The sequence below is a fragment of the Curtobacterium sp. USHLN213 genome, assembly GCF_037144815.1.
GTDB lineage: Bacteria > Actinomycetota > Actinomycetes > Actinomycetales > Microbacteriaceae > Curtobacterium.
This window is the reverse complement of the sequence record NZ_JBBCYQ010000001.1, coordinates 228,696-248,176: the sequence shown is the minus strand read 5'-3', so window position 1 is coordinate 248,176 and position 19,481 is coordinate 228,696. Positions and strand designations below refer to the sequence as shown.

Sequence of the window (19,481 nt, the reverse complement as noted above, 5' to 3'; positions counted from 1 at the left end):
TGCGGACCACCGCAGTGCTCGCCTGAACGCGGCTGCCACACCGTCGCCCAGCACCCCGAGCCCAGGCGGAGTTCCCGACCGAGAGACCCGAGGACCGTTGGCAGACGACCTGGACTGGAACGCGATCATCGCGCCCGGCAACGACGCCGAGCGGCGGAAGACGACTTCCGACCGTGCGGAGACCCCCGACGCACGCGGTGACGCGGGCGAGACCACCGGTGCGCGCAACGGCGCCCCGGACGCGACCGGTCGACCGATGTCCCGACGCGAAGCACGCGCCGCCGAAGCCGCGCGGGCGCGCGCCGACGCGGGCCCCGCGGACGCGAGCCCGGCCACCACCGACGCGGCCGGGTCGAGCACCGACCGTCCCGACCTCGGCCGGGCCGACGACGACCGTCGCGCCACCGCGGCGGTCTCCCCGGTGGCGTCGTCACCCGACGAGCTGCACCCGGACGTGCACGCGCTCCTCACCGGCGAACTCCACGTCGACGACGACGCGCGTGCCGCGGCACGCGGCGGTGACGCCGGCGCGGCCACGGCCGCCGGCGCGGGTGCCGGCGCAGGTGGTCCCGACCAGCCCGGCAGCGGCCCCGGAGGCGCGGGAGACGGTGGACGCGGCGGTCGCGTTGGACGTGGGGGCGCCTCCAGGTCGCCACGCGGCCCGCGTGAGCCGCGTCCGAAGCGTCGTCGCGGCCCGCTCATCGCGGGCATCGTCATCGTCGCGGTGGTCCTCGCGGTCGGGGTGTCCGCGTACTCCTTCGCGGCTCCCAAGGTCCAGCAGCTCGTCGCTGCCATCAGCGGTTCGCAGGAGCCCGATGACTACTCCGGCGACGGCACCAGCAAGGTGACGATCACCATCAAGCAGGGCGACATCGGCGAGAACGTCGCCGCGACCCTGCAGCGCAGCGGTGTCGTGAAGGACTCGAAGGTCTTCTACAAGCTCCTGCTCGCCTCGCCGGACGTCCAGTTCCAGCCGGGGTCGTACGCGCTCAAGAAGAAGATGAGCTCGAAGGCGGCCCTCGCGGCGCTGCAGGACAAGGACAACCGCGTCCAGGCCTCGATCGTGATCCCCGAGGGCACGGCGCTCAAGGACATCGAGGCCGGCATGGTCTCGAAGGCGGGGCTCTCCGCCGCCGAGGTCTCCGCCGCGGCGAAGGACCTCTCCGCGTACGACCTGCCGGCGAACACGACCACGCTCGAGGGCTGGCTGTTCCCTGCGACCTACCCGATCAACCCGGGGTGGAGCGCGACGGAGTACTTCAAGTCGATGGTCGACACGATGAAGGAGCACCTCTCGGCGGCAGGCGTGGCCGAGGCCGACCAGGAGCGCGTGATCGTCTTCGCCTCGCTCGTGCAGAAGGAGGCCGGCCTCGCCGCCGACTACCCGAAGGTCGCGCGGGTGTTCCAGAACCGGCTCGACATCGACATGCCGCTGCAGTCCGACGCGACGGTCGCCTACGGCACGGGCAACACCCACCGGGTGACGACGACCGACGCCGAGCGCAAGGACGCGTCGAACAAGTACAACACCTACGTGCACGACGGCCTGCCGCCGGCGCCGATCTCGAACCCCGGCGACATCGCGATCAAGGCCGTCACGAACATGGCGCAGGGGAAGTGGCTGTACTTCGTGACGGTGAACCTCGAGACCGGCGAGACGGTGTTCTCCGACACGTACGCGCAGCACCTCGTCGCCGTCGACCAGTTCCAGGCGTGGCTCCGGGCACACCCCGACTACCAGTAGTCGAGCGGCGTCGCACGGGGCCCGGGCTGTGGGAAGATGGACACCATGCTTCGTTGGTTGACTGCTGGTGAGTCCCACGGACCCGAACTGATCGCGATGCTCGAGGGCCTGCCCGCGGGTGTCCCGGTGTCGTTCGAGTCCATCCGTACCGATCTCGCGCGACGCAAGCTCGGCTACGGCCGCGGCTCCCGCATGAAGTTCGAGCAGGACGAACTGCACGTCTCCGGCGGCGTCCGGCACGGCTACTCCCTCGGCAGCCCGATCGCGATCCGCATCGGCAACACCGAGTGGCCGAAGTGGGTCGAGGTCATGAACCCCGAGCCCGTCGAGCAGACCGACCTCTCCCGTGGTCGGAGCGCCCCGCTCACCCGCCCGCGTCCCGGCCACGCCGACCTCGTCGGCATGCAGAAGTACGGCTTCGACGAGGCCCGCCCGATCCTCGAACGCGCGAGCGCTCGCGAGACCGCGGCCCGGGTCGCGCTCGGCGCCGTCGCGAAGTCCTTCCTGGCCGAGCTCGGCATCCGATCGGTCGCGCACACGCTGCAGGTCGGCACCGTCCGCGTCCCCGACGGCACCGCGCTGCCCCTGCCGGACGACGTCGACCGCCTCGACGACGACCAGCTGCGGTGCTTCGACGCCGAGACCTCCGCTCGCATGGTGACCGAGGTCGAAGCCGCGAAGAAGGACGGCGACACCCTCGGCGGCGTCGTCGAGGTGCTGTTCTACGGCGTCCCGCCCGGACTCGGATCGCACGTGCAGTGGGACCGCCGGCTCGACGCCCGCCTCGCCGCGGCGATCATGGGCATCCAGGCGATCAAGGGCGTCGAGGTCGGCGACGGCTTCGCGACCGCTGCCCGCCGCGGGTCCGAGGCGCACGACGAGCTGTTCCGCGAAGACGGCGAGATCTACCGCACGTCCGACCGCGCCGGCGGCACCGAGGGAGGCATGTCCACGGGCACCGTGCTGCGCGTCCGCGCCGGCATGAAGCCGATCGCGACCGTCCCGCACGCGCTGCACACCATCGACGTCGCCACGGGGGAGGACGCCTCGGCGCACCACCAGCGCTCCGACGTCTGTGCCGTGCCGGCTGCCGGTGTCGTGGCCGAGGCCATGGTCGCGCTCGTCCTCGCCGACGCCGTGCTCGAGAAGTTCGGTGGCGACAACGTCGTCGAGACGAAGCGGAACCTCGACGCGTACCTCGCGTCGATCCCGGAGACGCTGCGCACCCGCAGCACCGAGGCCGCCGAGCACTCCTCGGCCTGGTGACGCACACACCCGAGCCGACGGCGGCGTCGCCGTCGGCCGGTCCCGCAGCCCCGGTCGTCATCATCGGGCCGATGGGCGCCGGCAAGTCCAGCGTCGGCAAGCGCGTGGCGAAGGCGCTCGGCGTCCCGTTCACCGACACCGACCGGGTGATCGTCCGCGAGCACGGTCCGATCCCCGGGATCTTCGCGGACCGTGGCGAGGCCGCCTTCCGTGAACTCGAGGCGGCAGCCGTCCGGGCAGCGCTGTCGACCGGTGGCGTCATCGCCGTCGGCGGTGGGGCTGTCACCCACGTCGCCACGCGCGAGGCCTTGGCCGGGGCGCGCATCGTCCTGCTGACCGTCTCGCCCGAGGCCGTCGCCGACCGGATCGCCGGCAGCGACCGCCCGCTCCTGGCGAGCGGCGGCATCGACGCGTGGCAGACGATCATGGACGCGCGGGCGGCGACCTACGCCGAGCTCGCGCACGCGGTGTTCGACACCTCGCGCCGGCCGATGTCGCGCGTCGTCGACGACGTCGTCGCGTGGCTGCGCGACGGAACCCCTCCGGTCCGCACCGGTGCACCCACGAACGAAGGAACAGCGTGACCGACCCGACCCAGTCCGTCCTCCCCGACGGCACCACCGAGATCCGCGTCGGCGGCGCGGACGGCTACGTCGTGGCCGTCGGCAACGGCCTGCTCGGCTCGGTGCCGGCGCTCCTCGGGCCCCGCGTCGCCAAGGTCCTCATCGTGCACGCCCCGACGCTCGGCGCCCGGGCGAACGCGCTGCGCGACCTGCTCGTCGACGCCGGCCTCGAGGCCCTCATCGCCGAGGTCCCGGACGCCGAGGGCGCCAAGCGCGTCGAGGTCGCCGCGTTCTGCTGGCAGATCATGGGGCAGTCCGACTTCACCCGCACCGACGCCGTCATCGGCCTCGGCGGCGGTGCCGTGACCGACCTCGCCGGGTTCGTCGCGGCGACCTGGCTGCGCGGGGTGCCGTACGTCGCGATCCCCACGAGCGTCCTCGGCATGGTGGACGCCAGCGTCGGCGGCAAGACCGGCATCAACACCAACGAGGGCAAGAACCTCGTCGGCGCCTTCTACCCGCCCCGCGCGGTCGTCGCCGACATCGACCTCGTCGCCACGCTGCCCCGCAACGAGATCCTCACGGGCTTCGCCGAGATCGTGAAGGCCGGCTTCATCGCCGTCCCGGAGATCCTCGACATCATCGAGGCCGACGTCGACCGCGTCACCGACCCGACCACGCCGGAGTTCCGTCGCGTCGTCGAGCTCGCGATCGAGCTCAAGGCGCAGGTCGTCTCGGACGACTTCACCGAGCAGGGCCGCCGCGAGATCCTGAACTACGGGCACACCCTCGGGCACGCCATCGAGCACGCCGAGCGGTACCAGTGGCGACACGGAGCGGCCGTCGCGGTCGGGATGGTCTTCGCCGCCGAGCTCGCGCGCCTCACCGGACACCTCGACGACGCCACGGTGGACCGGCACCGTGCGATCCTCGAGTCGCTCGAGCTGCCGACGACCTACGGCATCGGCCGCTGGGAGGGGCTCCTCGCCACGATGCGTCGTGACAAGAAGGCCCGCGCCGGCATGCTCCGGTTCATCATTCTCGACGGCGTCGGCAAGCCGGTCACGCTCGAGGGACCCGAGGACCACCTGCTCTTCACCGCCTACCAGGAGGTCGGGGTCTAGCTCAGCGGAGGACGCGGCGGGTCCGTCGCCACCACCACTTCACCCGCATCGAGACGGTGAGGACATCCGTCCGCTTCCACTCGTGGAACTCGGCGATGGTCGCTCCGTTCTCCCATGCCCAGTACGCGTCGTCGTCGCGGTCGGGGTCGAGCGCATCCGGGAGGCGTCTGAAGATCGGCATCACTCCGGCTCCTTCGTGTCGACGGTCGGCCTGCTCCGAGGGACGCGGCGGCGCAACGCGCGGTCTGCGAGCCGCCGGTCCGCCTTGGACCACCACGATACGTCGGCGAGTCCCCGGAGCACAGTTGTCGAAATGTCGTATGTCTGATCACTCTGGTGTTGCGAAACGGACCAGGTGAATCGATCCCAGGCGTGGTCGCGATCGGCCGTCCGACGGTTCTGGAACGCGCCGAACCAGCTGACGACGGCGGCCACGATCGCCGCGGCAGCGGCGATGAGCGCCGTGACGAGTGCTGTCTCCATGACCGCAGCCTGACGCAGTGGAGGCGGCCGCAGGACGGGCGTCGGCCGACCTGGGGACGGCGAGCCGCGCCTCCAGGCTGTGGAGGAACCGACCACGCAGGGCGGGGGAGCAGACTGGAACCGTGCCCACCCCGCCACGCCTGAGCGACCTGTCCACACCGGACGCGACCGACCCCGGGACCGTCCGGTCCCGTGCCCGCCGGTTCACCGAGCTGCTGTCGATCGCACGCCGGCACGGCCTCGTCCCGTTCCGGCGCCTGGACTTCTCGCACGACCCGGCGACCTCGGACCTCCGCCGCAGCCAGGCCGAGCACCTCCGCCGTGCGCTCGAGGAGGCCGGCGGTGGGTTCGTGAAGATGGGACAGCTCCTCTCCACCCGCGACGACCTGCTCCCCGAGGAGTGGACCGAGGGGCTCGCGCACCTGCAGCGGAACGTGTCCCCGGCACCCGCGGCCGAGGTCGCAGCGCTGCTCGAACGCGAACTCGGCGCCCCCGTGGACGAGGTCTTCGCGGCCTTCGACCCGGTCCCGGTGGCCGCGGCGTCGATCGCACAGGTCCACCGCGCCCGTCTCGCCGACGGCACGAGCGTCGCCGTCAAGGTGCAGCGGCCCGGCATCGACCAGGCCGTGCGGCGCGACGTCGACATCGCCCTCCGCGTCGTGCGGTTCATGGCGCGCTGGTCCGTCGAGGCCCGTCAGGTCGGCGTGCAGGACGTGGCCCAGCAGTACGCCGACGACCTCGTGCGGCAGGTCGACTTCAGCTCGGAGCTCCGGAACCTCGAGGCACTGCGGGCTGCCCAGCGCCGGAGCGCCCGCCCCGACGAGGTGCGCTTCCCGGACCCGTACCCGGAACTCTCCGGCCGGCGCGTGCTCGTGATGGAGTTCCTCGAGGGGGACACCCTCAGCGCGATCCGGGCCGAGCGGAGCGACCGCGACCTCGACCAGCCGATGCGGTCGATCCTCCGGGCGTTCCTCCGGCAGGTCGTCTTCGACGGGGTGTACCACGGTGACCTCCACCCCGGGAACGTCCTGCTGCTGCCCGACGGCCGGCCGGCGCTCATCGACTTCGGATCGGTGGGCAGGCTCGACCCCGGCCTGCGGGACATCGTGCAGGAGCTGCTCGCCGCGTACATCCAGGACGACACGTCGCGGATCGCCGACGCGGTGCTCCGGATGGCACCGGTCCGGGACGCCCAGGACGAACCCGACTTCCGCCGGGACATCGCGCGCTTCGTCGCGGACGAGCTCGGTCCGGGTGCCCGGATCGGCGTCGAGACGGTGGACGACGCCGTCGCGGTGTTCGGGCGGTACCGGTTGAAGGCGCCACCGGACTTCGTCGCCGCCGCGCGCGCCCTGGCGATCTTCGAGGGGACGCTGCGCACGCTCGCCCCCTCGTTCGACCTGCTCGAGGAGTCACGCGGACTCGCCTCGGAGCAGATCCGCGACCAGCTGCGACCGGGCAAGCTCCGGGACGTGGCGGTGCGCGAGCTGTTCGGCGCGGTGACGGCCGCACGCCGGCTGCCGCGCCGGGTGGACCGCATCGGCGAGGCGATCGAGACCGGCAAGCTGTCGGTCAACATCCGGCTGTTCGCGGACCGGCGGGACCGACGGACGCTGAACGGGGTGGTCCGGCGGGTGCTGCTCGTGCTGCTCGGCGCCGGGGCCGGCATCCTGTCGATCGTGTACCTCGCGCTGCCGGCCCGGCCGACGGCGGTCATCTCGACCGGGGTGGCCGGTGCGCTGCTCGGGGGAGCGGCGGTGGTGCTGCTCGCCTGGGCGGCGGTCGACGCGATCCGCGCGCGACGACGGGAATGACCGCACAAGCAGTGCGCGGGGACGCCACGACCCGTCCGCTACACTCGTCCGGGACCCAGCGCGGTCCGCAGACCTTCACAACACGATCGAACGGGACATCGAAGACTCATGGCCAGTACCACTGACATCAAGAACGGCGCCGTTCTCATCATCGACGGGCAGCTCTGGTCGGTCGTCGAGTTCCAGCACGTCAAGCCGGGCAAGGGCGGCGCGTTCGTCCGCACCAAGCTGAAGAACGTCGTGTCGGGCAAGGTCGTCGACCGCACCTTCAACGCGGGCGCGAAGATCGACACCGCGACGGTCGACCGCCGTGACTACCAGTTCCTCTACGAGGACGGCGACTCCTACGTGTTCATGGACACCGACACCTACGACCAGATCCCGGTCTCGGCGACGGTCGTCGGCGACGCGAAGAACTACCTGCTCGAGTCCGCGATGGTCACCATCGCGATGAACGAGGGCAACCCGCTCTACGTCGAGCTCCCGACGTCGATCGTGACCGAGGTCGAGACCGAGCCCGGCCTGCAGGGCGACCGCTCGTCCGGTGGCACGAAGGACGCGACGATCATCGCGACCGGCCACCGCATCCAGGTCCCGCTCTACCTCGAGAGCGGCACCACGGTGAAGATCGACACGCGCGACGGCAGCTTCCTCGGCCGCGTCAACTCCTAGGCGACGCCCGTATGAGTGCTCGTTCGAAGGCCCGCAAGCGCGCCCTCGACATGCTGTACGTGGCCGAGGTTCGTGGGCTCCCGATCGCGGACGTCCTCGCGACCGAGACCGTCCGGCACCTCGACCAGCCGGAGCGTGCCTCCAGCTGGGACTACGCCCGCCAGATCGTCACGGGTGTCGACGACGCCCGCCACGAGATCGACGCCGTGATCGTCGAGCACGCCCAGGGCTGGTCCATCGCCCGCATGCCGGTCCTCGACCGCTGCATCCTGCGCATGGGCGTCTGGGAGCTCCGGTTCAACCCCGAGGTCCCCGACGCGGTCGCGATCGCCGAGGCGGTCGAGCTGGCCCAGTCGCTCTCGACGGAGGAGTCCGCCGGGTTCGTCAACGGTGTGCTCGGGGCCGTCGCCGGCGGTCGCGCGCCGGGCGAGAAGTCGAGCGGTGCACCGTCCGGTCGGACGGTCGCAGAGGACCAGGAGTCCCGGTAGGGTTGACCACGTCAGCATCCTTTAATGCCGTCCGGTGAGGCGGGGAAGGAGGTCGGCGTGGGCACCAGAACGGTCCTGCAGCACTCCGACATCACGCGTGCTCTGACACGCATCGCGCACGAGATCCTCGAGGCCAACCACGGTGCCTCGGACCTCATGCTCCTGGGCATCCCGACGCGGGGTGCCGTCCTGGCCGAGCGGCTCGACCGCATCCTGGCGGACATCGAGCCCGAGTGGGCGGACATCGAGCCCGAGTGGACGAGCGAACCGGCAGCGACCGGCGCGGACGCGGGCAGGTCGCACCGCGTCGGCACGCTCGACGTCACGATGCACCGCGACGACCTCGGCCACGGCATCGGTCGCGCGCCGCACCGGACGACCATCCCGGCGAGCGGCATCGACGGCAAGGTCGTGGTCCTCGTCGACGACGTCCTGTACTCCGGTCGCACGGTCCGGGCGGCGCTCGACGCGCTCCAGGGCATCGGTCGCCCGCGCGCGGTCCGGCTCGCCGTGCTCGTCGACCGGGGACACCGTGAGCTCCCGATCCGCGCGGACCACGTCGGCAAGAACCTGCCGACGGCCTCCGACGAGCGGGTGACGCTCCGGCTGACCGAGACCGACGGCGCCGACGAGGTCGTCATCGAGCAGGGCGACGGGGGTGCAGCGTGAAGCACCTCCTCTCCACCGCCGACCTCTCCCGCGCCGAGGCGATCCACATCCTCGACGTCGCCGAGGAGATGGCCGAGGTCAACACGCGCGAGGTCCGCAAGCTCCCCGCGCTGCGCGGCAAGACCGTCGTGAACCTCTTCTTCGAGGACTCCACGCGCACCCGGATCTCGTTCGAGGCGGCCGCCAAGCGCCTCTCCGCCGACGTCCTCAACTTCGCGGCGAAGGGCTCGAGCGTCTCCAAGGGCGAGTCCCTCAAGGACACCGTGCAGACCCTCGGCGCGATGGGCATCGACGGCATCGTGATGCGCCACGGCGCGTCCGGTGCGCCGCGGGTCCTCGCCGACGCCGACTGGATCGACGTCCCGGTCGTCAACGCCGGCGACGGCACGCACGAGCACCCCACGCAGGCCCTGCTCGACGCGTTCACGATGCGCCGGCGCCTGCACGGTGCCGGCAGTCGGGGCCAGGCCCTCGACGGCGTCCGGGTGCTCATCGTCGGCGACGTGCTGCACAGCCGGGTCGCCCGGAGCAACGCCTGGCTCCTGCAGACCCTCGGCGCGAGCGTCACGTTCGCCGCGCCGCCGACCCTGCTCCCGGTCGCGAGCACGCCGTTCGGCGCCGCGGTGCACCACGACCTCGACGTCGCCCTCGCCGAGGACCCGGACGTCGTGATGACCCTGCGCATCCAGCAGGAGCGGATGAACGACGCGTTCTTCCCGAACCCGCGCGAGTACACCCGGCACTGGGGCCTCACGGCGAGCCGGTTCGCCCGGCTCGACGAGCGCACGCTGATCATGCACCCGGGCCCGATGAACCGCGGGCTCGAGATCGCCGGCGTCGCCGCCGACGACCCCCGCTCGACGGTCGTCGAGCAGGTCGAGAACGGCGTGTCGGTCCGGATGGCCGTGCTCTACCTGGCCCTGACCGGGTCCGAAGCGACCGCAGCAACGAAGGAGACCGTCGCATGACCGCCCACCTCATCCGCGGCGCGCAGCTGGTCGACGGCACGCGTGCCGACATCCGCCTGGAGGCGCGGCGCATCACCGCGGTCGGCTCCGGTCTCGACGCGGCCGGCGCCACGGTCGTCGACGCGGACGGTCTGATCGCCCTCCCCGGTCTCGTGGACCTCCACACCCACCTGCGCGAGCCCGGCTTCGAGGAGTCGGAGACGGTCCTCACCGGCTCGCGTGCCGCGGCCGCAGGCGGCTTCACCGCCGTCAACGCGATGGCGAACTCGTCGCCGGTGGCGGACACCGCCGGGGTGGTCGAGCAGGTGCAGGCGCTCGGCGACGACGCCGGGTACGTCACGGTGCGCCCGATCGGCGCGGTCTCCCAGGGACTCCAGGGCACCCACCTGTCCGAGATCGGGGCGATGGCGACGAGCCGGGCGAAGGTCCGGGTCTTCTCGGACGACGGCTCGTGCGTGTCCGACCCGCTCCTCATGCGCCGGGCGCTCGAGTACATCAAGGGCTTCGGCGGGGTGCTCGCGCAGCACGCGCAGGAGCCGAGGCTGACCATCGGCGCCCAGATGAACGAGGGTCGGCTGTCGTCGGAGCTCGGGCTCGCCGGTTGGCCCGCGGTCGCGGAAGAGGCGATCATCGCCCGCGACGTCCTGCTCGCCGACCACGTCGGGGCCCGGCTGCACGTGTGCCACGTCTCGACCGCCGGCAGCGTCGAGGTGATCCGCTGGGCGAAGTCCCGCGGCATCGACGTCACCGCCGAGGTCACGCCGCACCACCTGGTGCTGACCGAGGACCTCATCGCCGGGCACGACGGCGCTCCCGGCTACGACGCCCGGTACAAGGTCAACCCGCCGCTGCGCTCCCGCGAGGACGTCGACGCGCTCCGGGCCGCCCTGGCCGACGGCACGATCGACATCGTCGCGACCGACCACGCGCCGCACACCGCCGAGGCGAAGTGCTGCGAGTGGCCCGCGGCGGCGAACGGCATGGTCGGCCTCGAGTCCGCGCTGAGCGTCGTGCAGGCCGCCGTGGTCGACGACGGCCGGCTCGACTGGGCCGACGTCGCGCGCGTCCTGTCCGAGGCGCCCGCGCGCATCGGCCAGGTCGAGGGGCACGGGCAGCGGATCGCCGAGGGCGCACCGGCCGAGATCACCCTGTACGACCCGGCGGCCGTCCGCGAGTTCTCCGTCGCCGACCTCGCCGGGCAGTCGCAGAACTCGCCGTACCTCGGCATGCGGCTCCCGGGCCGGGTCGTCGCGACCTTCCACCACGGGTACCCGACGCTCCTGGCGGGGGAGCTCGTCGACGCCGAGACGGTCGCCGGACACGCGCGCGCCGCGCGGGCGGAGTTGACGGCATGAGCGGTGACGCGTTGCGCTGGCTCGAAGGGGGCATCATCCTCGCCCTCGTCGTCGCGCTGTTCGTCGCCATGGCACGCACCTGGCGGACGCGGGCGAGGAAGCAGGCGGAATCCGTGCCTCCCGTCCCGGTGCCGACCGACATCGGACCGGCGGCCGGATCGTGGGACGGCTTCACCGTCGCGACGACCCGCGCCGACCAACCGCTCGAGCGGATCACCGCTGGCGGACTCGGCTTCCGGGGCCGCGGCGGCGTGACCGTCCACGACACCGGCGTGGTGCTCCACCACGCCGGCACCCCGGACCGCTGGATCGAAGCCTCCGCCGTCCGCGGCGCCGACCGCGCCACGTGGGCCATCGACCGCGTGGTCGAGCCCGGGGGACTGGTCCGTCTGCGATGGACGGCGACCGGCGCCGCAGGTGCGTCGGACCTCGACACCTACTTCCGGTTCCCGGAGGGCGACGGCGCAGCACTGGCCGCCCTGCAGGGACTGTCGACGAAGCACGAACACCCGCACACCGCGGGCGAAGGGACGAACTGATGACACGCGAACGGGCCGTACTGGTCCTCGAGGACGGCACCCGGTACGACGGCTGGGCCTACGGCGCCCGCGGGCGCACGCTCGGCGAGGTGGTCTTCGCGACCGGCATGACCGGGTACCAGGAGACGCTCACCGACCCCTCCTACGCCGGACAGATCGTGGTGCAGACCGCGCCGCACATCGGCAACACGGGTGTGAACGACGAGGACCCCGAGTCCCGTCGCATCTGGGTCGCCGGCTACGTCGTGCGCGACCCCAGCCGCGTCGTGTCGAACCACCGCGCGAACGCGTCGCTCGACGACCACCTCGTGCGCGACGGCATCGTCGGCATCTCCGGGATCGACACCCGGGCGCTGACCCGCCGGATCCGCGACGCGGGCGCGATGAAGGGCGGCGTGTTCAGCGGCGCCGACGCCGCGCTGTCCGAGTCGGAGCAGCTCGACGCGGTCCGCGCGCAGGCCACGATGGCGGGCGCGAGCTTCTCGGCGATCGTGTCGACGCCCGAGACCTACGTGGTCCCCGCGGTCGGCGAGCAGATCGGCACGCTGGCCGTGCTCGACCTCGGTGTGAAGGCCTCGACCACGCGGTACCTCGCCGAGCGCGGGTTCGAGGTGCACGTCGTGCCGCAGGACATCACCGCCGACGAGCTCGAGGCCCTCGCGCCGGACGCGCTCTTCTACTCGAACGGCCCCGGCGACCCCGCCGCGTCGGACGCCCAGGTCGAGCTGCTCCAGGGCAGCCTGAAGACCGGGCGCCCGTTCTTCGGCATCTGCTTCGGCAACCAGCTGCTCGGACGGGCCCTCGGGTTCGGCACCTACAAGCTCCCGTTCGGGCACCGCGGCATCAACCAGCCGGTGCTCGACACCGTGACCGGCAAGGTCGAGATCACGAGCCAGAACCACGGCTTCGCGGTCGACGCGCCCCTCGGCGAGGTCGTCGAGTCGCCGGCCGGCTTCGGTCGCGTCGAGGTCTCGCACTACTCCCTGAACGACCAGGTCGTCGAGGGCCTCCGCGCGCTCGACCTGCCCGCGTTCAGCGTGCAGTACCACCCCGAGGCGGCGGCCGGCCCGCACGACTCCATGTACCTCTTCGACCGGTTCGCGGACCTGGTGCGCGAGCGTCGCGACGGGGAGCCGCTCGACGCGGCGACCGCCGACGCCACGACCCCCGCAGCAGACATCACCAAGGAAGCCAACTGATGCCGAAGCGCGCAGACATCAACTCCGTCCTCGTCATCGGCTCCGGCCCGATCGTCATCGGGCAGGCCGCCGAGTTCGACTACTCCGGCACCCAGGCGTGCCGCGTCCTCCGTGCCGAGGGCGTCCGGGTGATCCTCGTCAACCCGAACCCGGCGACGATCATGACCGACCCGGACTTCGCCGACGCGACGTACATCGAGCCGATCACGAGCGCGTCGCTCGAGGAGATCATCAAGATCGAGCAGCCGGACGCCGTGCTGCCGACCCTCGGCGGCCAGACCGCCCTGAACGCCGCGATCAAGCTCGACGCCGAGGGCATCCTCGACAAGTACGGCGTCGAGCTGATCGGCGCGAAGGTCGACGCCATCCAGCGCGGTGAGGACCGCCAGCTCTTCAAGGAGCTCGTCCTCGAGTCCGGTGCAGACGTCGCGCGCAGCCACATCGCGCACACCTTGGAAGAGGCGAAGGAGTACGCGCAGGACCTCGGCTACCCGCTCGTCGTCCGTCCGTCCTTCACGATGGGCGGCCTCGGCTCCGGCTTCGCCTACAACGAGGAAGAACTCGTCCGCTTCGTCGGCGACGGGCTGCAGTCCAGCCCGACGACCGAGGTCCTGCTCGAGGAGTCGATCCTCGGCTGGAAGGAGTACGAGCTCGAGCTGATGCGCGACAACTACGACAACACCGTCGTGATCTGCTCGATCGAGAACGTCGACCCCGTGGGCGTCCACACCGGCGACTCGATCACCGTCGCCCCCGCGCTGACGCTGACCGACCGCGAGTACCAGAACATGCGCGACATCGGCATCGACATCATCCGTCGCGTCGGCGTCGACACCGGCGGCTGCAACATCCAGTTCGCCGTCGACCCGTCGAACGGCCGCGTCATCGTCATCGAGATGAACCCGCGCGTCTCCCGCTCCTCGGCGCTCGCGTCGAAGGCGACCGGCTTCCCGATCGCGAAGATCGCCGCGAAGCTGGCGATCGGGTACCGCCTCGACGAGATCGAGAACGACATCACCCGCGTCACCCCGGCCAGCTTCGAGCCGACGCTCGACTACGTGGTCGTGAAGACCCCGCGGTTCGCGTTCGAGAAGTTCCCCGCGGCGGACGCCACGCTCACCACGACGATGAAGAGCGTCGGCGAGGCGATGGCCATCGGCCGCAACTACGCGACGGCGCTGCAGAAGTCGCTCCGCTCGCTCGAGAAGCGCGGCTCGTCGTTCGACTGGGACACCCCGGCGGCCGAGCTCGACAAGGACGCCCTGCTGCAGAAGTCGGCGATCCCGACCGACGGTCGCATCGTCACCGTGCAGCAGGCGCTCGTCGCGGGCGCCACCGCCGACGAGGTCTTCGAGGCCACCAAGATCGACCCGTGGTTCATCGACCAGATCGTCCTCATCAACGAAGTCGCTCTGGAGGTCAAGAACGCCGAGACCCTCGACGCCGACACCCTCCGCTGGGCCAAGGAGCACGGCTTCAGCGACGCGCAGATCGCGTCGCTGCGCGGGATCACCGAGCAGCAGGCCCGTGACGCCCGTCACGCCGAGGGCATCCGCCCGGTGTTCAAGACCGTCGACACCTGCGCCGGCGAGTTCCCGGCCCTCACGCCGTACCACTACTCGTCGTACGACGCCGAGACCGAGGTCGCCCCGAGCGACCGCAAGAAGGTCGTCATCCTCGGCTCCGGTCCGAACCGCATCGGGCAGGGCGTCGAGTTCGACTACTCCTGCGTGCACGCGTCCTTCGCGCTGAGCGCCGCCGGGTTCGAGACGATCATGATCAACTGCAACCCGGAGACGGTCTCGACCGACTACGACACCTCGGACCGCCTGTACTTCGAGCCGCTGACCACCGAGGACGTCCTCGAGGTCATCGAGGCCGAGGCGGCGTCCGGCGAGCTCGTCGGCGTGGTCGTGCAGCTCGGCGGCCAGACGGCCCTCGGGCTCGCGAAGCCGCTCGAGGCGGCGGGCATCCCGATCCTCGGCACCAGCCCGAGCGCGATCGACTCCGCCGAGGAGCGCGGCCAGTTCTCCGCCATCCTCGACGGCGCGGGCCTGCTCGCGCCCCGGAACGGCACCGCCCACGACCTCGCCAGCGCGACCGCGGTGGCCGAGGAGATCGGCTACCCCGTCCTCGTCCGCCCGTCCTTCGTGCTCGGCGGCCGCGGCATGGAGATCCTGTACGACTCCCCGTCGCTCGCGGACTACTTCGACCGGATGGCCGACCAGGCGATCATCGGCCCGGAGCTCCCGCTGCTGGTCGACCGCTTCCTCGACGACGCGGTGGAGATCGACGTCGACGCGCTCTTCGACGGCGAGCGGCTCTACATCGGCGGAATCATGGAGCACCTCGAAGAGGCCGGCATCCACTCCGGCGACTCGGCCTGCACCCTGCCGCCGGTCGGCCTCGGCCGTGCCGAGATCCAGGGCGTCGTCGACGCGACCGAGAAGATCGCGCGCGGCATCGGCGTCCAGGGCCTGCTCAACGTGCAGTTCGCCATCGGCGCGGGCGTGCTCTACGTCCTCGAGGCGAACCCGCGCGCCAGCCGCACGGTCCCGTTCGTCTCGAAGGCGCTCGGCATCCCGCTGGCCAAGGCCGCGTCGCGGATCATGACCGGCACGACGATCGACACGCTCGTCGCCGAGGGGCTCCTGCCCGCCCGTGACGGCGCGTTCGTGCCGATCCAGTCCCCGATCGCCGTGAAGGAGGCCGTGCTGCCCTTCCGCCGGTTCCGCACCCACGACGGCCAGGTCGTCGACTCGGTGCTCAGCCCGGAGATGCGCTCCACCGGCGAGGTCATGGGCATCGACCGCGACTTCCCGCGGGCGTTCCTCAAGTCGCAGGAAGCCGCGTACGGCGGTCTGCCGACGAGCGGCACCGTGTTCGTGAGCGTCGCCGACACCGACAAGCGCGCCATCGTGCTCCCGGTGCACCGGCTGCAGCAGCTCGGCTTCACGATCACGGCGACCGAGGGCACGGCGGAGATCCTGCGCCGCAACGGCATCGAGGTCACGCTCGTCGGCAAGTACAGCGAGGGCGGCGAGAGCGTCGTCGACCTGCTGGCCCGGAACGAGGTCGACATCGTCATCAACACGCCGTCGGGTGCCGCCGGTCGTGCGGACGGGTACGAGATCCGTGCGGCGACGGTCGCGGCGGACAAGCCGCTGTTCACGACCATCGCGCAGCTCGGGGCCGCGGTCGCGGCGATCGAGACGATCGGGTCGCCGCACAGCGTGCGGAGCCTGCAGGACTACGCGCTCGAGCGCGCCACCTGGTGAGCGACCCCGGCACGGGAGGCGCGGCCTCCTTCGGCGTCCGGCTCGCGTCCGCCATCGGGTCGCGTTCCGCCCTCTGCGTCGGCATCGACCCCCACGCCGCCACCCTGGCGGCGTGGGGGCTCGGCCGCGACGAGCAGGGCCTGACCGCGTTCGGCGCGACCCTGGTCGACGCGGCCGCCGGCCGCGCCGCGGTCGTGAAGCCGCAGATCGCGTTCTTCGAGGCCGCTGGGGTGGCGGGCTACCGTGCGCTCGACACGACGATCCGTCGGGCACGCGATGCGGGCCTCCTGGTCGTCGCCGACGTCAAGCGCGGCGACATCGGGTCGACGGGGGACGACTACGCGCTCGCGTGGCTGGACCGCGACGGTCCGTTCGCCGCCGACGCCATGACGGTGTCGCCGTACCTCGGCTACGGCTCCCTCGCGGGGACGGTCGACGTGGCGCGCCGGAACGGTGCCGGGGTCTTCGTGCTCGCCGCCACGAGCAACCCCGAGGCGCGCGTGCTGCAGACCGCGGTGCTCGCCGAGGGACCTCGTTCGGGGCGGAGCGTCGCTGCCGGTATCGTCTTGGACGTGGCAGACGACAACCGGAGAGGCGGCGACCAGCCCCTCGGCGACGTCGGGCTCGTGCTCGGCGCGACCCTCGACCTCGACGACTTCGGCATCGACGCGGACACCATCGGCACCTCGCCGATCCTCGCCCCGGGCTTCGGTGCCCAGGGCGCCCGCATCGAGGACCTCCGCGCGCTGTACGGCGCCCGCGCCGAACAGGTGCTCGTCAGCGAGTCGCGCGGTCTGCTCACCGACGGTCCCGACGGCGTCGCAGCCCTCGTGACCGACCGTGCGGACCGGATCCGCGCCGCGCTGGGGGCCGCCGCATGACGACGGACCGCGACGGCCTGCCCGCACACCGGAACCCACCCGAGGTCGACCGGGTCGCCGCGGCTGCCGCTGCGGTGGCCGCCCGTCGTGCCCGGGCGGCGGTCAAGGCCGCCGTCGCGTCGGGGGAGCGCTCCGCACTCGAGGTCGCCCGCACCGCCTGGTCGGACGCCGACGCACCGGCCGAGAAGTCCCTGCGGGTGCGCGACCTGCTCACGAGCCTCCCCGGCATCGGACCGGCACGGGCGGAGTCGATCATGGGCGAGCTGCGGATCGCGCCGTCGAAGCGCCTCGGCGGCCTCGGCACCCGGCAGCGGTCGGAGCTCGCCGACTGGCTCGCAGCCCGCGGTCGCAAGCGCGGGTCGTCGAAGCTCGTCGTCCTCGCCGGCCCCACCGCGGTCGGCAAGGGCACGGTCAGCGCGTACATCCGCGAGCAGTACCCGGACGTCAACCTCAGCGTCTCGGCGACGACCCGCAAGCCCCGTCCGGGCGAGGTCGACGGCGTGCACTACTACTTCGTGGACGACGCCGAGTTCGACCGGATGATCCGCGACCGCGAACTCCTCGAGTGGGCCACCGTCCACAACTCGTACCGGTACGGCACGCCCCGGCCGCCGATCGACCGCGCGCTCGACGCCGGCGACAAGGTGATGCTCGAGATCGACCTGCAGGGCGCACGCCAGGTCCGGGACGCCATGCCCGACGCGGTGCTCGTCTTCCTGCTGCCCCCGTCGTGGGAGGAACTCGTGCGCCGGCTGATCGGCCGGGGCACCGAATCGGCCGAGGAACAGGCACGACGGCTCGACACCGCCAAGGTCGAACTCGCCGCCCAGGACGAGTTCGACGTGCGCATCGTGAACTCCGATGTCGGCACCGCGGCGCGTGAGGTCGTAGACTTGTTCACTGCGCCCTGACCGGGCGTCCCCCCGTTCCGTCGACTGGAGACACCATGGCCAACCCCCAGGGCATCATCGACCCGCCCATCGACGACCTGCTCGCCAAGGTGGAGTCGAAGTACGCGCTCGTCATCTTCGCCTCGAAGCGCGCGCGACAGATCAACGACTACTACGCCGACCTGCACGAGGGTTCGCTGTTCGACAACGTCGGCCCGCTGGTCGACTCGACGATCGACGACAAGCCGCTGTCCGTCGCACTGCACGAGATCAACGAGGACAAGCTCACCGTCACCAAGCAGCAGCAGCCCACCGACTGACCGCGGTGACGAGCAGCAGCCTGCGCCTCTTCACGTCCGAGTCGGTGACGGAGGGGCACCCCGACAAGATCTGCGACCAGATCTCGGACACGATCCTCGACGCGCTGTTGACCGTCGACCCGCACGCACGCGTCGCGGTGGAGACGATGGTCACCACCGGACTCGTGCACGTCGCCGGCGAGGTCACGACCTCGGGCTACGTCGAGATCCCGAAGCTCGTCCGTGACGTCATCACGGGCATCGGCTACAACTCGTCCGAGGTCTCCTTCGACGGCCACACCTGCGGCGTCGAGGTCTCGATCGGTGCGCAGTCGCCCGACATCGCCCAGGGTGTCGACGAGTCCCTCGACGCGCGCTCCGGCGCCGGCGTGGACCCGCTCGACCGCCAGGGCGCCGGCGACCAGGGCATCATGTTCGGCTTCGCGACGAACGAGACCCCCGAGTACATGCCGGTCGCGATCTGGCTGGCGCACCGCCTGGCCGAGCGGCTGGCCGCGGTCCGCAAGTCCGGCGAGCTGTCGTTCCTGCGTCCCGACGGCAAGACCCAGGTCACGGTCGGGTACGACGGCGTGGTGCCGAAGACCGTCGAGACCGTCGTGCTCTCCACGCAGCACTCGCCGTCCGTCACGCTCGACGAGCTCACCGCCGCGGTGACCGAGCACGTGATCCGTCCGGTGCTCGCCCAGGTCGACCTCGACTCGTCGCACGTCGACGTCATCGTGAACCCGACCGGCCGGTTCGAGATCGGCGGCCCCCAGGGCGACGCCGGCCTCACCGGACGCAAGGTCATCGTCGACACCTACGGCGGTGCCTCCCGCCACGGTGGCGGTGCGTTCAGCGGCAAGGACCCCTCGAAGGTCGACCGCTCGGCCGCCTACGCGCTGCGCTGGGTCGCGAAGAACGCGGTCGCCGCGGGCCTCGCCGACCGGCTCGAGGTGCAGGTCGCCTACGCGATCGGCCGCGCGAAGCCCGTCGGCCTCTACGTCGAGTCGTTCGGCACCGGACACGTCGACGACGCCACGATCGAGGCCGCGATCCTGCAGGTCTTCGACCTCCGGCCGGCCGCGATCATCCGCGACCTCGACCTGCTCCGTCCGATCTACGCGAAGACCGCGACGTACGGGCACTTCGGCCGTGAGCTCCCCGGGTTCACCTGGGAGCAGCTCGACCGCGTCGAGGAACTCCGCGCCGCCGCAGGACTCGTCGCCGCTGCCGTCTGAGGCCTCGG

The 19,481-nt window shown here is 71.7% G+C and carries 19 protein-coding genes; 17 read left to right on the top strand and 2 right to left on the bottom strand.

Features of this window, described 5'->3' with window-relative positions; genetic code table 11:
- The first annotated feature begins 97 nt into the window (after positions 1 to 97).
- From mltG to aroB, 4 genes are read left to right on the top strand one after another with little or no spacing between them, the layout of a single operon-like run.
- Positions 98 to 1,744, top strand: coding sequence for an endolytic transglycosylase MltG (mltG, locus tag WFH25_RS01120; RefSeq protein ID WP_336696547.1), 1,647 nt, complete (start codon positions 98 to 100; stop codon positions 1,742 to 1,744).
- 45 nt (positions 1,745 to 1,789) lie between these two features.
- Positions 1,790 to 3,010: a chorismate synthase gene (aroC, locus tag WFH25_RS01115; RefSeq protein ID WP_071296356.1), complete on the top strand. Its 1,221-nt coding sequence runs from the start codon at positions 1,790 to 1,792 to the stop codon at positions 3,008 to 3,010.
- Positions 3,007 to 3,594 (top strand): shikimate kinase, encoded by a 588-nt coding sequence (locus tag WFH25_RS01110; protein WP_336696546.1) that lies wholly within the window; start codon positions 3,007 to 3,009, stop codon positions 3,592 to 3,594. Before aroC ends, WFH25_RS01110 begins: the two co-directional genes overlap by 4 nt.
- The gene (gene aroB / locus WFH25_RS01105) at positions 3,591 to 4,697 is read left to right on the top strand and encodes a 3-dehydroquinate synthase (RefSeq protein ID WP_336696545.1); all 1,107 of its coding nucleotides are present in this window, start codon (positions 3,591 to 3,593) and stop codon (positions 4,695 to 4,697) included. Before WFH25_RS01110 ends, aroB begins: the two co-directional genes overlap by 4 nt.
- A 1-nt stretch (position 4,698) precedes the next feature.
- Here the strand turns inward: aroB and WFH25_RS01100 are convergent, their stop codons facing one another.
- Together WFH25_RS01100 and WFH25_RS01095 are read right to left on the bottom strand one after the other, a co-directional pair.
- Positions 4,699 to 4,878, bottom strand: coding sequence for a hypothetical protein (locus tag WFH25_RS01100; protein WP_071296268.1), 180 nt, complete (start codon positions 4,876 to 4,878; stop codon positions 4,699 to 4,701).
- Positions 4,878 to 5,180, bottom strand: a complete 303-nt coding sequence (locus tag WFH25_RS01095) for a hypothetical protein (RefSeq protein WP_092386990.1) — start codon at positions 5,178 to 5,180, stop codon at positions 4,878 to 4,880. The genes WFH25_RS01100 and WFH25_RS01095 overlap by 1 nt, the downstream gene beginning before the upstream one ends.
- A gap of 122 nt (positions 5,181 to 5,302) precedes the next feature.
- Between WFH25_RS01095 and WFH25_RS01090 the strand changes: the two genes are divergently transcribed.
- The 13 genes from WFH25_RS01090 to metK all read left to right on the top strand — a co-directional run bounded on the left by WFH25_RS01090 (position 5,303) and on the right by metK (position 19,473).
- Complete coding sequence (locus tag WFH25_RS01090) at positions 5,303 to 6,994, top strand: ABC1 kinase family protein (protein WP_336696544.1); 1,692 nt, start codon at positions 5,303 to 5,305, stop codon at positions 6,992 to 6,994.
- 108 nt (positions 6,995 to 7,102) lie between these two features.
- Positions 7,103 to 7,666: an elongation factor P gene (gene efp, locus WFH25_RS01085; RefSeq protein WP_022906721.1), complete on the top strand. Its 564-nt coding sequence runs from the start codon at positions 7,103 to 7,105 to the stop codon at positions 7,664 to 7,666.
- A gap of 11 nt (positions 7,667 to 7,677) precedes the next feature.
- Positions 7,678 to 8,154, top strand: a complete 477-nt coding sequence (nusB, locus tag WFH25_RS01080) for a transcription antitermination factor NusB (protein ID WP_336696543.1) — start codon at positions 7,678 to 7,680, stop codon at positions 8,152 to 8,154.
- A 24-nt stretch (positions 8,155 to 8,178) separates the two neighbouring features.
- The gene (pyrR, locus tag WFH25_RS01075; RefSeq protein WP_336696542.1) at positions 8,179 to 8,823 is read left to right on the top strand and encodes a bifunctional pyr operon transcriptional regulator/uracil phosphoribosyltransferase PyrR; all 645 of its coding nucleotides are present in this window, start codon (positions 8,179 to 8,181) and stop codon (positions 8,821 to 8,823) included.
- Entirely contained in the window at positions 8,820 to 9,791 is a 972-nt protein-coding gene (locus tag WFH25_RS01070; protein WP_071296272.1) for an aspartate carbamoyltransferase catalytic subunit, read from the top strand. Before pyrR ends, WFH25_RS01070 begins: the two co-directional genes overlap by 4 nt.
- Entirely contained in the window at positions 9,788 to 11,146 is a 1,359-nt protein-coding gene (locus WFH25_RS01065; RefSeq protein ID WP_336696541.1) for a dihydroorotase, read from the top strand. The genes WFH25_RS01070 and WFH25_RS01065 overlap by 4 nt, the downstream gene beginning before the upstream one ends.
- Positions 11,143 to 11,685, top strand: a complete 543-nt coding sequence (locus WFH25_RS01060; RefSeq protein WP_336696540.1) for a PH-like domain-containing protein — start codon at positions 11,143 to 11,145, stop codon at positions 11,683 to 11,685. The genes WFH25_RS01065 and WFH25_RS01060 overlap by 4 nt, the downstream gene beginning before the upstream one ends.
- Complete coding sequence (gene carA / locus WFH25_RS01055) at positions 11,685 to 12,884, top strand: glutamine-hydrolyzing carbamoyl-phosphate synthase small subunit (RefSeq protein ID WP_336696539.1); 1,200 nt, start codon at positions 11,685 to 11,687, stop codon at positions 12,882 to 12,884. Before WFH25_RS01060 ends, carA begins: the two co-directional genes overlap by 1 nt.
- On the top strand, positions 12,884 to 16,162 hold the full coding sequence (gene carB, locus WFH25_RS01050; RefSeq protein WP_336696538.1) for a carbamoyl-phosphate synthase large subunit: 3,279 nt from the start codon (positions 12,884 to 12,886) through the stop codon (positions 16,160 to 16,162). Before carA ends, carB begins: the two co-directional genes overlap by 1 nt.
- The gene (gene pyrF / locus WFH25_RS01045) at positions 16,159 to 17,043 is read left to right on the top strand and encodes an orotidine-5'-phosphate decarboxylase (RefSeq protein WP_336696537.1); all 885 of its coding nucleotides are present in this window, start codon (positions 16,159 to 16,161) and stop codon (positions 17,041 to 17,043) included. The genes carB and pyrF overlap by 4 nt, the downstream gene beginning before the upstream one ends.
- Complete coding sequence (gene gmk / locus WFH25_RS01040; protein ID WP_070416248.1) at positions 17,040 to 17,954, top strand: guanylate kinase; 915 nt, start codon at positions 17,040 to 17,042, stop codon at positions 17,952 to 17,954. The genes pyrF and gmk overlap by 4 nt, the downstream gene beginning before the upstream one ends.
- A gap of 35 nt (positions 17,955 to 17,989) precedes the next feature.
- Positions 17,990 to 18,253, top strand: a complete 264-nt coding sequence (rpoZ, locus tag WFH25_RS01035) for a DNA-directed RNA polymerase subunit omega (RefSeq protein WP_022906709.1) — start codon at positions 17,990 to 17,992, stop codon at positions 18,251 to 18,253.
- Positions 18,254 to 18,258: 5 nt separating this feature from the next.
- On the top strand, positions 18,259 to 19,473 hold the full coding sequence (gene metK, locus WFH25_RS01030) for a methionine adenosyltransferase (protein WP_070416247.1): 1,215 nt from the start codon (positions 18,259 to 18,261) through the stop codon (positions 19,471 to 19,473).
- Positions 19,474 to 19,481 lie beyond the last annotated feature (8 nt).

Excerpts from the sequence above, each read along its gene's own strand:
- aroC (WP_071296356.1), top strand. The coding sequence starts at position 1,790 with ATGCTTCGTTGGTTGACTGCTGGTGAGTCCCACGGACCCGAACTGATC.
- WFH25_RS01100 (WP_071296268.1), bottom strand. The coding sequence starts at position 4,878 with ATGCCGATCTTCAGACGCCTCCCGGATGCGCTCGACCCCGACCGCGAC.
- WFH25_RS01095 (WP_092386990.1), bottom strand. The coding sequence starts at position 5,180 with ATGGAGACAGCACTCGTCACGGCGCTCATCGCCGCTGCCGCGGCGATC.
- efp (WP_022906721.1), top strand. The coding sequence starts at position 7,103 with ATGGCCAGTACCACTGACATCAAGAACGGCGCCGTTCTCATCATCGAC.
- nusB (WP_336696543.1), top strand. The coding sequence starts at position 7,678 with ATGAGTGCTCGTTCGAAGGCCCGCAAGCGCGCCCTCGACATGCTGTAC.
- pyrR (WP_336696542.1), top strand. The coding sequence starts at position 8,179 with ATGCCGTCCGGTGAGGCGGGGAAGGAGGTCGGCGTGGGCACCAGAACG.
- WFH25_RS01065 (WP_336696541.1), top strand. The coding sequence starts at position 9,788 with ATGACCGCCCACCTCATCCGCGGCGCGCAGCTGGTCGACGGCACGCGT.
- WFH25_RS01060 (WP_336696540.1), top strand. The coding sequence starts at position 11,143 with ATGAGCGGTGACGCGTTGCGCTGGCTCGAAGGGGGCATCATCCTCGCC.
- carA (WP_336696539.1), top strand. The coding sequence starts at position 11,685 with ATGACACGCGAACGGGCCGTACTGGTCCTCGAGGACGGCACCCGGTAC.
- carB (WP_336696538.1), top strand. The coding sequence starts at position 12,884 with ATGCCGAAGCGCGCAGACATCAACTCCGTCCTCGTCATCGGCTCCGGC.
- gmk (WP_070416248.1), top strand. The coding sequence starts at position 17,040 with ATGACGACGGACCGCGACGGCCTGCCCGCACACCGGAACCCACCCGAG.
- rpoZ (WP_022906709.1), top strand. The coding sequence starts at position 17,990 with ATGGCCAACCCCCAGGGCATCATCGACCCGCCCATCGACGACCTGCTC.